Source organism: Salinigranum salinum, from assembly GCF_009176545.1.
Classification (GTDB): domain Archaea; phylum Halobacteriota; class Halobacteria; order Halobacteriales; family Haloferacaceae; genus Salinigranum; species Salinigranum salinum.
This window is the reverse complement of record NZ_VTOJ01000001.1, coordinates 220,332-234,182: the sequence shown is the minus strand read 5'-3', so window position 1 is coordinate 234,182 and position 13,851 is coordinate 220,332. Positions and strand designations below refer to the sequence as shown.

General features: G+C 69.0%; 14 protein-coding genes. 12 read left to right on the top strand and 2 right to left on the bottom strand.

Going from position 1 to position 13,851, the window contains the following annotated elements; all coding sequences use genetic code 11:
* The first annotated feature begins 262 nt into the window (after positions 1 to 262).
* The 9 genes from FZP69_RS01060 to argF all read left to right on the top strand — a co-directional run bounded on the left by FZP69_RS01060 (position 263) and on the right by argF (position 9,323).
* Entirely contained in the window at positions 263 to 1,513 is a 1,251-nt protein-coding gene (locus tag FZP69_RS01060) for an argininosuccinate synthase (RefSeq protein WP_152039549.1), read from the top strand.
* 4 nt (positions 1,514 to 1,517) lie between these two features.
* A complete protein-coding gene (gene argH, locus FZP69_RS01055) occupies positions 1,518 to 3,050 on the top strand; it encodes an argininosuccinate lyase (protein ID WP_152039548.1) in 1,533 nt (510 codons plus the stop codon).
* A gap of 220 nt (positions 3,051 to 3,270) precedes the next feature.
* The gene (lysW, locus tag FZP69_RS01050; RefSeq protein WP_152039547.1) at positions 3,271 to 3,450 is read left to right on the top strand and encodes a lysine biosynthesis protein LysW; all 180 of its coding nucleotides are present in this window, start codon (positions 3,271 to 3,273) and stop codon (positions 3,448 to 3,450) included.
* Positions 3,451 to 3,452: 2 nt separating this feature from the next.
* Complete coding sequence (gene lysX / locus FZP69_RS01045; RefSeq protein ID WP_152039546.1) at positions 3,453 to 4,334, top strand: lysine biosynthesis protein LysX; 882 nt, start codon at positions 3,453 to 3,455, stop codon at positions 4,332 to 4,334.
* A gap of 1 nt (position 4,335) precedes the next feature.
* Positions 4,336 to 5,373 carry an N-acetyl-gamma-glutamyl-phosphate reductase gene (argC, locus tag FZP69_RS01040; RefSeq protein WP_152039545.1) on the top strand — a complete coding sequence of 346 codons (1,038 nt, stop codon included), beginning with the start codon at positions 4,336 to 4,338 and terminating at the stop codon, positions 5,371 to 5,373.
* Positions 5,373 to 6,227 (top strand): acetylglutamate/acetylaminoadipate kinase, encoded by an 855-nt coding sequence (locus FZP69_RS01035; protein WP_152039544.1) that lies wholly within the window; start codon positions 5,373 to 5,375, stop codon positions 6,225 to 6,227. Before argC ends, FZP69_RS01035 begins: the two co-directional genes overlap by 1 nt.
* Positions 6,224 to 7,372, top strand: coding sequence for an aspartate aminotransferase family protein (locus tag FZP69_RS01030; RefSeq protein ID WP_152039543.1), 1,149 nt, complete (start codon positions 6,224 to 6,226; stop codon positions 7,370 to 7,372). The genes FZP69_RS01035 and FZP69_RS01030 overlap by 4 nt, the downstream gene beginning before the upstream one ends.
* On the top strand, positions 7,369 to 8,418 hold the full coding sequence (locus tag FZP69_RS01025; RefSeq protein ID WP_152039542.1) for a [LysW]-lysine hydrolase: 1,050 nt from the start codon (positions 7,369 to 7,371) through the stop codon (positions 8,416 to 8,418). The genes FZP69_RS01030 and FZP69_RS01025 overlap by 4 nt, the downstream gene beginning before the upstream one ends.
* Before the next feature lie 2 nt (positions 8,419 to 8,420).
* A complete protein-coding gene (gene argF, locus FZP69_RS01020) occupies positions 8,421 to 9,323 on the top strand; it encodes an ornithine carbamoyltransferase (protein ID WP_152039541.1) in 903 nt (300 codons plus the stop codon).
* A 159-nt stretch (positions 9,324 to 9,482) separates the two neighbouring features.
* Here argF and FZP69_RS01015 read toward each other — a convergent pair whose 3' ends face one another.
* Together FZP69_RS01015 and FZP69_RS22240 are read right to left on the bottom strand one after the other, a co-directional pair.
* Entirely contained in the window at positions 9,483 to 10,151 is a 669-nt protein-coding gene (locus FZP69_RS01015) for a cyclase family protein (protein ID WP_152039540.1), read from the bottom strand.
* Positions 10,148 to 10,297, bottom strand: coding sequence for a hypothetical protein (locus FZP69_RS22240; RefSeq protein ID WP_192918413.1), 150 nt, complete (start codon positions 10,295 to 10,297; stop codon positions 10,148 to 10,150). Before FZP69_RS22240 ends, FZP69_RS01015 begins: the two co-directional genes overlap by 4 nt.
* 69 nt (positions 10,298 to 10,366) lie before the next feature.
* Here FZP69_RS22240 and FZP69_RS01010 point away from each other — a divergent pair, with 69 nt between their 5' ends.
* The 3 genes from FZP69_RS01010 (at position 10,367) to FZP69_RS01005 (ending at position 13,654) form a co-directional block, all read left to right on the top strand.
* Positions 10,367 to 11,068, top strand: a complete 702-nt coding sequence (locus FZP69_RS01010) for a hypothetical protein (RefSeq protein ID WP_152039539.1) — start codon at positions 10,367 to 10,369, stop codon at positions 11,066 to 11,068.
* A gap of 106 nt (positions 11,069 to 11,174) precedes the next feature.
* Positions 11,175 to 11,312 (top strand): hypothetical protein, encoded by a 138-nt coding sequence (locus tag FZP69_RS22235; protein WP_192918412.1) that lies wholly within the window; start codon positions 11,175 to 11,177, stop codon positions 11,310 to 11,312.
* A 146-nt stretch (positions 11,313 to 11,458) separates the two neighbouring features.
* Positions 11,459 to 13,654, top strand: a complete 2,196-nt coding sequence (locus tag FZP69_RS01005; protein ID WP_152039538.1) for an ATP-dependent DNA helicase — start codon at positions 11,459 to 11,461, stop codon at positions 13,652 to 13,654.
* Positions 13,655 to 13,851: the final 197 nt, after the last annotated feature.

The following is a 13,851-nucleotide window of genomic DNA, read 5'->3' as shown; positions in this document are numbered from 1 at the left end:
TTTAGTAGCGCGAAGGGAGAACATAGGAACGATGACGCGGGCTCTCGCTCCCACGCACGCTCTTTGGGGAGTCCGCGCTGTGTCCGTCGAGGGTGTCCGACGACCGCGACGACCGGGCCGTTAGGCCCACTACTACTACTCACCCCGCGACCCGCTCACACGACTTCAACGACACTTGTGTCGCCTATAGGCATCTCTGACCGTTTCTTTCACGGATTAAAACAACAAATTTAAGCCCGTGAACGCCGCTCGTTCGAAGTACATGACACGCGTCGCACTCGCGTTTTCCGGCGGCCTGGACACGACGGTCTGTGTCCCCCTGTTGGAGGAGGAGTACGGACACGACGAGGTAATCGGGGTCACGGTCGACGTCGGCCAGCCCGAGGCGGAGTTCGCGGAGGCCGAGGAGACGGCGGAAGCGCTCGGACTCGAACACTACGTCGTCGACGCGAAGCGGGAGTTCGCGGAGACGTGCTTCCGCGGCGTGAAGGCGAACGCGACGTACCAGGGCTACCCGCTGGGCACCGCGCTCGCGCGGCCGGTGATCGCACAGGCGATCCTCGAGGTCGCCGAGGAACACGACTGCGACGCCCTCGCCCACGGCTGCACGGGGAAGGGCAACGACCAGCTCCGGTTCGAGGCCGTCTGGCGCGCTTCTGACTTAGAGGTCATCGCGCCCGTGCGCGAACTCGGGCTCACCCGCGAGTGGGAGATCGAGTACGCCGCCGAGAAGAACTTGCCCGTGGAGGCCGGCAACGAGGGAGTCTGGAGCATCGACACGAACCTCTGGTCGCGCGCCGTCGAGGGCGGCGAACTGGAGAACCCCAACTACGTCCCGCCCGAGGAGATCTACCAGTGGACCCAGTCACCGTCGGGCGACTCCGAGCTGGTCGAGATCACGTTCGACAACGGGATTCCGGTGGCGGTGAACGGCGAAGAGATGGAGCCCGTCTCCTTGATCCAGCACCTCAACGAACTCGCAGGCGCGTACGGCGTCGGGAGAACGGATGTAATGGAAGACCGGATGCTCGGGCTCAAGGTGCGCGAGAACTACGAACACCCCGCCGCAACGGTGCTTCTGAACGCTCACGAGGCGCTCGAGGACCTCGTCCTCACCAAGGAGGAGCGCTCGTTCAAGACGCAGATCGACCACCGCTGGTCGGAGAAGGCGTACGAGGGGCTGATCTCTGGCCCGCTCGTGCAGGCGCTCGAGGGGTTCGTCGAGGTCACGCAGGAGAAAGTCACCGGCACTGCGACCGTGAAGCTGGAGGGCGGACAGGCTCGCCCGGTCGGTCGCCAGTCCGACTTCGCGGTTTACTCGGAGTCGCACGCCTCGTTCAACTCCGCCGACGTCGAAGCGGGGATCGAACAGAGCGACGCGACAGGGGTGGCGAAATACCACGGCTTCCAGGAGCGCCTCGCCAAGCGGGCGTACGACGCGGCGACCGCGAAGAAGACCGAGGCCGTGACGGACGGCGGTGCGGACGGAGCCGACGAGGACGAGCACGAGTAGACCGATGAGCGACGAGTCCGGGGAGAGCGCCGTCCGCCGCGACCGCTTCAGCGGCGGCCCCGCCCGGGGCTTTCTCTCCTCGCTCGCGGGCGACGCCCGCATCTTCGCGGCCGATCTCGCGGTCGACCGCGCGCACGTGGTAATGCTCGCCGAGCAGGGGATCGTCGACGACGATGTCGCCGGCGAGATTCTCGCGGCGCTCGACGAAGTCGAGGCCGCGGGCCACGGCGCACTCACGGAGGGTGAGGACGTCCACGAGGCGATCGAGACGGCAGTCATCGAGCGGATGGGTCCGGAGGGCGGGAGGATGCACACCGCCCGGTCGCGCAACGACGAGGTGGCGACCTGTTTACGATGGCGGCTCCGCGAGGACCTCCTCGACGCCGCGGAGACGACCCTGCGTCTCAGGGACGTGCTCGTCGACGCGGCGACCGACCACACCGAGACGGTGATGCCCGGCTACACGCACCTCCAGCCCGCCCAGCCCACGACGGTGGCGCACTACCTGCTGTCGTACGAGTCGAACGTCGCGCGCGACACGGGGCGGCTGCTCGATTCGTACGCGAGAGTCAACGAGTCGCCGCTCGGCGCGGCGGCGTTCGCGGGCACCCCGTTCGACGTCGACCGCGAGCGCACGGCCGAACTGCTGGGGTTCGACGGCCTCGTCGAGAACGCGATGGACGCCGCGTCGTCGCGGGACTTCCTCCTCGAGGCGACGAGCGCGCTGGCGACCCACGCGGTGACGCTGTCGGGCATCGCGGAGGACTTCGTGCTCTACGCGAACCGGGGGTACGTCGACCTCGCGGACGACTACTCGTCGACGTCGTCGATCATGCCGCAGAAAAAGAATCCCGACACGCTCGAACTCGTCCGGTCCGTGGCGGGCGAGGCCGCGGGCGACCTCTCGGCGCTCCTGACGACGCTGAAGGGACTGCCGAGAGCGTACAACCGCGACCTGCAGAACGCCCACCCCCACGCGTTCGACGCCGTCGAGAGCGTCGTGGCGGCAACCGAGGTCACGGCGGGGGCGGTCGCGACCGCGACCTGGGACGAGACGACCCTCGAAGCGGCCGCGGGCGAGGGCTTCTCGACCGCGACGGGCGTCGCCGACCTGCTGGCGATGGCCGGCCTCCCGTTCCGGACGGCACACGAGATCGTGGCACGGGCGGCCGCTGCCGCCGAAGAACGGGCGGCCGCTGCCGCCGAAGAGCGGGCGGCCGCTGCCGCCGACGGAACGACAGCCACCTCGGGAGGCGACACGCCGGACCTCGCGACGCTCGATTCGGTCACCGAGGAGACGCTCGGCGAGTCGCTCTTCGACCACGTGAGCCGCGAGGCGGTCGAACGTGCGCTCGACCCCGCGCAGAGCGTCGCCAGCCGCGACTCCGTGGGTGGTCCCGCACCGGACGCGGTGGCGTCGGCGCTCGCGTCGGCCGAGGAGACGCTCGACGCGGACGCCGCGACCGTCGACGCACGCCGGGCGGCGCTCGCCGACGCCGAAGACGCGCTCGAGACCGAGGTGGCGCGCTATGTCTGAGCCGATCCACGTCGCCTCGGGTCGCCGAACGCGGCGCGTCCCGGCTACGCCGCTCCCGCCGCCGTCCCCGCCAGGGGACAAACTACTACATTTCTGATACGGTTCGTATATTTCGACGCTCGGTCGCGTTCTGTCGTGCGATTAGAGGACAGACTATTCATTAATTTCTTGTGACAAGTTCGATGGGTTTAAGTTCGTGCGTGGGAGAGATGAGAGTACGATGCCACAGGAGATCACGGCGGAGGACCCGCTGACCGGCGAACAGATCACGCTCCCGGCCGACGTCGAGGTCGGCGAGATCATCGACAGCCCCGTGAGCGGTGCCGAACTGGAGGTCGTCTCCCTGGATCCCGTGATCCTCGAGGAGGCGCCCGAGCTCGAAGAGGACTGGGGAGAGTAGCGGTGCACGTTGGACTGCTGTACTCCCGGATCCGTCGCGACGAGAAACTCCTCCTCTCCGAGCTCCGCGAGCGCGGGCACGACGTCACGAAGATCGACGTCCGGGCGGAGCAGTTCAACATCTCGGCTGCGCCCCCGGTGTTCGACGAGATCGACGTCGTGCTCGACCGGTGTCTGGCGACGAGCCGGAGCCTCTACATCACGCGGTTCCTCGACGCCTACGACGTCGAGGTGGTCAACAGCTCGGAGACGGCGCAGCTCTGCGCCGACAAGGTGAACAACAGCCTCGCGCTCGAGGCGGCGGGCGTGCCCACGCCGGCGACCGAGGTGGCCTTCACCACCGACGCGGCGCTCGAGTCGATCGAGCGCTTCGGCTACCCCTGCGTCCTCAAGCCCGTCGTGGGCTCGTGGGGCCGGCTCATGGCGAAGATCGACACCCGTGACGCCGCGGAGGCCATCCTCGAACACAAGGCGACGCTGGGCCACTACGAACACAAGGTGTTCTACATCCAGGAGTTCGTCGAGAAGCCCGGGCGCGACATCCGCGTGCTGGCCGTCGACGGCGAGCCGATCGCCGCGATGACGCGATCGTCGGAGCACTGGCTCACGAACGCCGCGAAAGGCGGCGAGACCGCGAACTTCGAGCTCGACGAGCGGGCGCTCGAACTCGTCGAGCGCGCCTCCGAGGCGGTCGGCGGGGGGCTCCTCGGAGTGGACCTCATGGAGGTCGGCGAGAACGGGGACGAGTACACCGTCCACGAAGTGAACCACACGGTCGAGTTCAAGGCGCTGAACGACGCGGTCGGCGACAACGTGGACGTGCCCGCACGCGTCGTCGACTGGCTCGAGACAAGGGCCAGGGCGGAGACGGAGGCGACGGCGTAAGATGACACTGCGCGCCAGCGTCGTCGGCGGCTCGGGGTTCACCGGCGGCGAACTGCTCCGACTCCTCACACAGCATCCCGAGTTCGAGGTGGTACAGGCGACCAGTCGCTCGTACGACCGCAAGACCGTGGGCAGGGTCCACCCCAACCTGCGGGAACTGGATCTCCGCTTTTCGTCGCCGGAGGACCTCGAGAGCGTGGACGTGCTGTTCGCCGCGACGCCCCACGGCGTCTCGATGCAGCAGATCGACGCGTTCTTCGACAGTGCGGAGACGGTCGTCGACCTCTCGGCCGATTTCAGACTGTCGACCGAACAGCAGTACGACGAGTGGTACGACGGGCACGTCTGCCCCGAGTACCTCGACCGGGCGGAGTACGCGCTGCCCGAGCTCAACCGCGAGAACCTCCCCGGGGCGGACCTGCTCGCGTCCGGTGGCTGTAACGCCACCGCCACCCTGCTGGGACTGAAGCCGCTGTTCGACGCGGGAATCATGGCGGGCGACGAGCAGGTCGTCGTCGACGTGAAGGTCGGCTCCTCGGAGGGCGGTGCGGGCGGCGGCGACGCCTCCTCACACGTCGAGCGGTCGGGGATCGTCAGGCCGTACGCGCCCACGGGCCACCGTCACGAGGCCGAGATCGAGGAGTTCCTCGGACTCTCCGTTTCGTTCACCGCCCACGCGGTCGACATGGTCCGCGGGGCCTCGGCGACCTGCCACGTCTTCCCCTCGTCACCGGTCTCGAAGAGCGACCTCTGGGAGGCCTATCGGGCATCGTACGCCGACGAACCGTTCGTGCGCACGGTCGCGGGCGGGGGTGGCGTCTACCGCTACCCCGAGCCGAAGGTCGTCGCCGGGACGAACATGGCCGAGGTCGGCTTCGAACTCGATCCCAAAAATCGACGGCTCGTGGTGTTCTCGGCCATCGACAACATGATGAAGGGGTCGGCCGGACAGGCGATCCACGGCGCGAACGTCGCCCTCGGGTTCGAGGAGACGGCGGGACTGGACGCGACGGGGTTCCACCCCGTGGGGGCACCCTGATGACGACCGTCGTCAAGATCGGCGGCGCACGCGCCGTGAACCCCGAGGGGGCGCTGGCGGACATCGCCTCGCTGGTCGCGGCGGGCGACGACGTGGTCGTCGTCCACGGCGGCTCGACGAAGGTCGACGAGACGCTCGAACGCATGGGTATCGAGCCCACCTACGTCGACACGCCCGAGGGGGTGACGGGACGGTTCACGGACGCCGAGACGATGGAGGTGTTCACGATGGCGATGTCGGGGGTAAACACCGACCTCGTCGCCGGCCTGCGCGCACAGGGCGTCGACGCGCTCGGGCTCTCCGGCGTCGACGGCGGCCTCCTCACTGGGCCCCGCAAGTCTGCGGTCAGAGTGCTCGAAGACGGCAAGAAGAAGATCAAGCGCGGCGAACACTCCGGACGGATCGACGCGGTCGACACGGCGCTGCTCGAGTTGCTGCTGTCGAACGGCTACACACCGGTCACCGGCCCACCGATGCTCGGTGACGACGGCACACCCGTCAACACCGACGCCGACCGCGCCGCCGCGGCCGTCGCGGGCGCGCTCGACGCGACGCTCGTCCTCCTCACCGACGTCGAGGGGGTCTACGCCGATCCCGACGACGCCGCGACGCTCATCTCGCGGGTCGAAACCGCCGAGGAGTGGGCGGCGCTCGAAGCCGCCGCCGAGGGGTTCATGGGCAAGAAGGTCATGGCCGCGGAGGAGGCGCTCGACGGCGGTGCCGGGGAAGTGATCGTCGCGAGCGCGAACGCCGACCGGCCCGTCACGTCGGCGCTCGACGGCGGCGGCACCCACATCCAGCGGAGCGCGATCGAGCCGGAGACGACCGACGCAGCAGGGGGGACGGAAACGTGAGCGGCTTCGTCTTCTCCGAGAAGCCGATCCGGATCGAACGCGGCGAGGGACCGTACCTGTACACCGACGACGGCACCGAGTATCTGGACTTCGGCGCGTCGTACGCCGTGGCGGCACTCGGCCACGGCCACCCGCGGGTGACCGAGGCGGTCCAGCAACAGGTCGCCGACCTGATCTACGTCCAGGCGTCGTACCCGAACTCCGTGCGCACGGAGCTGTACGAGAAGCTCGCGGCGCTCGGACCCGCCGACGAGAATCGGTCGCTGGACAAGGTCTGGCTCTGTAATTCGGGCACGGAAGCGAACGAGGCGGCGATGAAGTTCGCCCGCAACGCGACGGGCCGATCGAAGATCGTCGCTACTCGTCGGGGGTTCCACGGGCGGACGATGGGTGCGCTGGCGATGACGTGGAAGGACAAGTACAAGAAACCGTTCGAGCCGCTCGCCGGTGGGATCGAGTTCGTGAACTACGGCGACAGCGAGGAGCTCGAGGCGGCGGTCGACGACGAGACCGCCGCGGTGTTCCTCGAACCCGTCCAGGGCGAGGGTGGCATCCACCCCGCCCCGGCGGAGTACCTGCGGACGGCACGCGAGGCGACAGAAGAAGCAGGTGCGGCGCTCGTCTTCGACGAGATCCAGACCGGCGTCGGCCGCACCGGAACCCTGTGGGCCTGCGAGGGTGCCGGCGTCGTCCCCGACATGCTCACCACGGCGAAGGGGATCGCGAACGGCCTGCCGCTCGGCGCGACGCTCTGTGCGGACTGGATCGCCGACGCCGACCCCGAACACGGCTCGACGTTCAGCGGGGGGCCCGTCGTCTGTGCGGCGGCGAACGCGACGCTCGACACCATCGTCGAGGAAGACGTACCCGGGAACGCCGCACGAGTCGGCGAATACCTCCGGGCCGAGATCGAGGAAGCGACCGAGGAACACGACCTCCCCATCCGGGAGGTTCGTGGACTCGGCCTGATGATCGGCATCGAGGTCAAGCGGGGGTCGAACCGCCTGCTGAGAGATCTCGCGCTGAACGAGGGGATCCTCGCACTCCCGGCGGGCCGGACGGTCCTCAGACTCCTCCCCCCGCTCACGATCGACGAGACGCACGCCGACCGGCTGGTCGAGGCACTCGTAGAGGTGATGACATGAGCACCAACACACACCGGAAGCGGATAGCGGATGAGGCACGAGAACTCCTGGTCGACCTCGTCTCGACGCCGTCGCCGTCGGGCGACGAGGCGGCGGCCGCGGCGCGCCTCGTCGAGTTCTTCGAGGCCCACGACCGCGAGGTGTTCGTCGACGAGGTGGGTAACGTGCGCGCGCCGGCGGACGATTCAGTCCTGCTGACGTCGCACATCGACACCGTCCCGGGGAACATCCCGGTCGAGGTGAAAGACGGGGAGCTGTGGGGCCGCGGAAGCGTCGACGCCACGGGGCCGCTGGCGGCGATGGCCGCCGCCGCGGTCGAGACGGGCGTGTCGTTCGCGGGCGTCGTCGAGGAGGAGACCACCTCCGCCGGGGCGCGCTTCCTCTGCGAGGACCGCGACGCACCCGGGGCCGTCGTGAACGGCGAGCCGTCGGGCTGGGAGGGAATCACGCTCGGCTACCGGGGCTTCCTCGACGGGACGTACGTCGCCACCTCCGAGTCGGGTCACTCCTCGCGGCCGGACATGAACGCCATCGAGGAGGCGATGGACTGGTGGCGCACGGTCGAGAGCGCCTTCGAGGCCGACGAGTGGCGACCCATCTTCGAACAGGTCACGACCAAACCGGTCGGCTTCGACGGCGGTCTCGGTGCGGACGGCCTCTCCGTCGAGGCGACGATGGAGGTGCAGTTCCGCATTCCGCCGGCGCTCTCTGCCGACGAACTCCGCGAACTCGCCGACTCCAAACTCGTCGAGGGGACGGTCCACTGGGAGAAACCCATCCCACCCGTGATGGAGTCGCCGCGCACCGAGGTCGCACGCGCGTTCCGCGTCGCCATCCGCAACGTCGGCGGCTCGCCCCGGTTGCTCCGCAAGACGGGGACGAGCGACATGAACCTCTACGCCGACGCGTGGGACTGCCCGATGGTGACGTACGGACCGGGCGACTCCGACCTCGACCACGCACCGGACGAACACCTCCCACTGGGGGAGTTCGACACGTCGGTCGAGGTGCTGATCGACGTCGCGGAGCGCCTGACGGAGGAGTGAGAATGCTCTCGACCACGCACCTGCTCGACATCGACGACCTCTCGGTCGACGACGTCCACACCGTACTGGACCGCGCGTCGGCACTCAAGACCGGCGCGGACGACACGCGCCTCCCGAGAAAGACGCTGGGGATGATCTTCGAGAAGCCCTCGACGCGGACGCGGGTCTCGTTCGAGACGGGGATGACGCAGCTGGGCGGGCACGCCATCTTCCTCGGCCCCGAGGACATCCACCTCGGACACGGCGAGCCGATCAAGGACACGTCGCGGGCGCTGTCGCGGTACGTCGACGGGATCATGGCCCGGCTGTTCGACCACGCCGACGCCGAGGAACTCGCCGCGTACGCCGACGTCCCCGTCATCAACGGGCTGACCGACGACGCCCACCCGTGTCAGACGCTCGCCGACCTCCTCACAATTCGCGAGACGTTCGGCTTCGACGACGTCCGTGTGGCGTGGGTCGGCGACGGCAACAACGTCGGCCAGTCGTTCGTCCTCGGCTGTGCGCTCGTCGGGATCGACCTCGTCGTCGCCACGCCCGAGGGGTACGGGATGAGCGAGTCGGTGCTCGACCGGGCGGCGGAACTCGGCTCGGCACCCGTGGTCGCCGCCACGCCGGAGGCGGCGGTCGCCGACGCCGACGTCGTCTACACCGACGTCTTCGTCAGCATGGGCCAGGAGGACGAACGCGAGGAGAAGCTCGCGGCGTTCGACGGCTACCAGGTGAACGACGACCTCCTGGCACACGCGACGCCGGAGACCAAGGTGATGCACTGTCTGCCCGCCCACCGCGGCGAGGAGATCACCGACGACGTCGTCGAATCGGACCGGGCGATGGTCTGGGACCAGGCGGAGAACCGACTGCACGCCCAGAACGGGCTGCTGGTCGAACTGCTCGACGACTGATCGGCTGACACGCACGCCCCGTCACGGGCACGTTCTCGAGGCCGATCCCCGTGATCCCGGAGCCGATCGTTCGCGGGAGGAAACCGGGCGTGAGACACCAGCTCCCGTCGTGCTCGGTGTATCGGTCGGTCCCGTCGTTCTCGATCGGTCCCGTCGTGTTCACTCTTCGCGTGGACGCACCAGCAGCCGCACCTGCGAGCCGTCGCGCCCGGCGTACGGGATCGGGGTGCAGACGACGTCGACGCGGCCGGCCGGGACGGCGGCGAGGTTGGCGACCCCCTCGACGATCCGGACGTCCGCCGGCAGGAGCGTCCGGTGGACGGCGTGTTCCTCGATGGTGGCTCCCGGCGCGTCGACGCCGAGCGCGTCCGTGGCGACGCAGGCGACCCCCCGGTCGACCAGATACTCCGCGGCCTCGACGGAGGGGTAGGCGTACTCGTGGACGTAGCGGTCGGTCGGCGCGGGCGGGTTGCCGAAGTCGAGGAGCACGAAGTCGCCCGACTGGAGGTCGCGACGGTCGGCTTCCTCGCGGAGTCGCTCGACGGAGAGCGCCGTCGCCGGGGGCTGGTCGCGGACGTTCAACACGACGCCCTCCGTGAGCATCTCGTCGACGCCCACGTCGTCGATGGTCCGGGCTTCCTCAGGGGAGAGAAAGTGCGTCGGGGCGTCCATGTGCGTGCCGCAGTGGGTGTCGAGGTGGAGTCGCGTGGCGTTGAAGCCGTCCTCGTCCACCGACGCGAACTGCTCGAACTCCGGGGCCGGTCTCCCGGGTGGCCGGGTCGGACAGGTCTCGTCGAGCGGCTGCGTCAGGTCGATCCAGTCGCTCATACCGGGCCATCGAGGCCGACCGTAATCAATCCGGGTTCGCGCGAGCCGCCGAAGTCGCAGGGAACACCGATCACGAGGAGCGAGAACGCACCGATCACGAGGAGCGAGAACGCACCGATCACGAGGAGCGAGAACGCACCGATCACGAGGAGCGAGAACGCACCGACGACGGGAAGACCACAACACCTGAGTAGACACTCACCGAACGTCGGGGCATGTCAGTCCTCGCGGACACTGCCCTCCGTCGACGCCTCCACCTCGGAACTGTCGGGCTCGGTGCCCTCGTCACTGCCCTCTCGGCCGCCGTCGTCGCGGATCTCGGCGTGCTGACGACCACGTCCCGCCGGGCGGTCGAAGCGACCGCCGCGGCCTTCGGCACCACCCCCGCGGTCGCGTTCGTCACCCTCCACGCACCGCTGGTCTTCGGGGTCGCCGCCGGTGCCGTCGGATCGATCTACGTCGGCCTGCTCCTCCCGGGCGGTGTCGGGATCGCCAGCGGTCGCGTGGGTGCCGACGGCGACCCCGCGATCGACCCCGCGTCGGTCGCGGCGGCGGTCCGGTTCCACGCCACGAGCGGGGCGGCGGCTACCCTCGTGGCGCTCGGACCGCCGCTCGTGGTCGTTCTCGGGGACGGCCTCCCCCCGGCGACGCTCCTCGTCGCGTTCGTCGCCGGCCTCCCGCTCGGGGTGCTGGCGCTCGCCGGCGCGACGGTCGGGACGGCGCTCGCGGGACGGACCGGGTGGCGCGCCGCGACCCTGCTGGGGACGGTCGCACCGGCCGCGGGCCTCCTCCTCGCACACACCGCGCCGACGGGTGCCGTCTGGACCGCGTCGGCGGGGGCGACGTTCACCGCCCTCGCGCTCGTCGGCTGGGGCTGGTCGCGCCTGCAGCGAGGTCGAGGGACGGACCGCCGGTAAGCGGACTACCGGTACCCTGGCCCTGGTTGCTCGCCCGAGCCGGGGAACACGACCGGTTCGCGAGCGTGGTCCCAGGACACGTACCGCTCCGGGACACAGGGCCAGTGTGGACTCCAACAGTCTCCCGCTCCCGGTCGAACTGGAGGTGTTCCCGCCGCTCGTCCGCCGCCTGTTCCTCTGGGGCGTCGCCCTCTTCGTCGGGTTCTGCGTGCTGCTGGTCGTCATCGGACTGCTCGGTACGTAGGTGGCCGGGCGAGTGCGAGCATCGACACGGTGCTGACCGCTCGACGACGGGAGGCGGTTTCCAGCGGAAACGGAGGGGTGTGCCTGTCGTGTGGTACCACGACTTAGTGGCGAGCGTTTTTTGCCCATCGGGACGCGAGAGCGGGTGTGGCAGCCTCGAACGAGTCGCCAGACGATCACTGGCGGTTCTTCCCGTACGACGCTCCCTACCCGAACCAGGCGGAGGCGATGGCGCGGATCGCCGAAGCCCTCGACGAGGAACGCGACGTCCTCTTCGAGGGCGCACCGGGGACGGGCAAGACGCTGTCGGCGCTGGTGCCGGCGCTCGAACACGCCCGCCAGGAGGACAAGACGGTCGTCATCACGACGAACGTCCACCAGCAGATGCGCCAGTTCGTCGCCGACGCCCGGGCCATCACCCGCGAAGAGCCGATCCGCGCGGTCGTCTTCCAGGGGAAGGCGTCGATGTGTCACATCGACGTCGACTACCGGGAGTGTCAGACCCTCCGGGACACGACGCGGGAACTGGTCGAAACCGAAGCGGAGATCGACGAACTCCGCGAGCAGGCGGACGCGCTGCTCGACGAGATGCGCGACGGGGGCGAAGGTGGCGAGAGCGCGGCCGCGAGCGACGCGTACGGGGCGGTGACCGACGAGATCGAGACGCTCGAGGCGGAGCGCCAGTCGTTCGAGAGCGGGAACGTCTGCGACCACTACCGGGCGAACCTGACCCGCGACACGGGGGCGTTCTTCTCGTGGCTGTTCGACGACGTCCGGACGCCGCGGGAGATCTACGATCACGCCGACCGGGAGGGGCTGTGCGGCTACGAACTCCTGAAAGAGGGGATGGAAGGGGTCGACCTTGTCGTCTGCAACTACCACCACCTCCTCGATCCGCTCATCAGAGAGCAGTTCTTCCGGTGGCTCGGCCGCGACCCCGGGGACGTCATCACGGTGTTCGACGAGGCGCACAACGTCGAATCCGCCGCCAGGGACCACGCGACGCGGACGCTGACGGAGAACACGCTCGCGTCGGCGCTGTCGGAACTCGAGGAGGCCGACGACTCCCGCGCGGTGGCGGCCGAGAACGTCCTCCGCGCGTTTTACGACGCGCTCCGTGAGACGTACGAGGAGACGCTGGCGTTCGGCGAACGAGAGCAGGTCGGCGAGAACTGGTACGACCTGTCGATCGCGAACGCCGACCGCCGGGACGACCTGACGCTTCGGTTTCTGGACCGCTACGAGGGGAGCGGGATCGCGACGGAACTCGACCTCGCGCACCAGGTGGGCGAGTCGCTGGACGAGGCGTACGAGGAGGCGTACAGACGTGGCGAGACCACCTCGCGCCGGGAGTGTCAGACGCTGACCGCGGCGGCGTTCGTCTCGGCGTGGATGGACGAGGGCGGCGACTTCGGACAGCACCCGATGTGCTCGGTTCGGCGGGACGGCGGCACCGACGAGGTGTACGGCCGCGCGGAGCTGTACACCTGCATCCCGCGGGCGGTGACGGCGGAGCTGTTCTCGGAGGTGTCGGCGACCGTCCTGATGAGCGCGACGCTCCGCCCGTTCGACGTGACACAGGGCGTCCTCGGCCTCGACGACCCCGAGACGATGGCGTACGGGCTCGCGTACCCGGAGGCCAACCGGCGGACGCTCGCCGTCGACGTCCCTCCGCTGTTCAGTTCCGAGCGTGGCAACCCCGAGACCCAGCGGGTCGTCGCCGACACCCTCGCGGACGTGCTGCGGTTCACCCCCGGCAACACCCTCGCGTTCTTCCCCTCGTACGCCGAGGCCGAGCGGTACTACGAGCGGCTTCGCGGGCAGGTCGACACCGACCTCTGGCTCGACGGCTCCGACGTCGACACCGAGGCGATCAGACGGAAGCTCGTCGCCAGCGACGACGGCGCGCTCTTCACGTCGCTGTGGGGAACCCTCGCCGAAGGGGTGAGCTTCGACGACGACGACGCCCGGACGGTCGCGGTCGTCGGCGTTCCCTACCCCCACCTCTCCGAGCGGATGGAGGCTGTCCAGGACGCATACGACCGCGCCTACTCCGAAACGGAGGCCGGCTGGCGCTACGGCGTCGAGATCCCCACCGTTCGGAAGACGCGGCAGGCGCTCGGTCGGGTCATCCGGTCGCCCGACGACTTCGGCGTCCGACTCCTCCTCGACCGGCGGTACACGCGCGAGAGCCGCGACATGGGGCGTTACGGCGTCCGTAGCTCGTTCCCCACCGAGGAACGGACGGAGTTCGTCGACGTCACACCCGAGAAGGTGAAGTTCGCGATGCTGAACTTCTTCACCGATCACGACGCCTACGACGGCGACCCGCCACGGCCCTGAGGAGCCGGTACCGACTTACGTGACAGTGGGTCGCTGACCGTCGTGAGGGGCGGTGAATCGGACGAGAGCGAGATATCATCGTCTCAATCGATCTTAATTGAAGCCCATCAACACGTGAAACTGGATCACCCATGGCGAACGACAACGACGGACTGTACGACGTCACGGTGACGACGTTCAACGGCGTGACCGAGTTC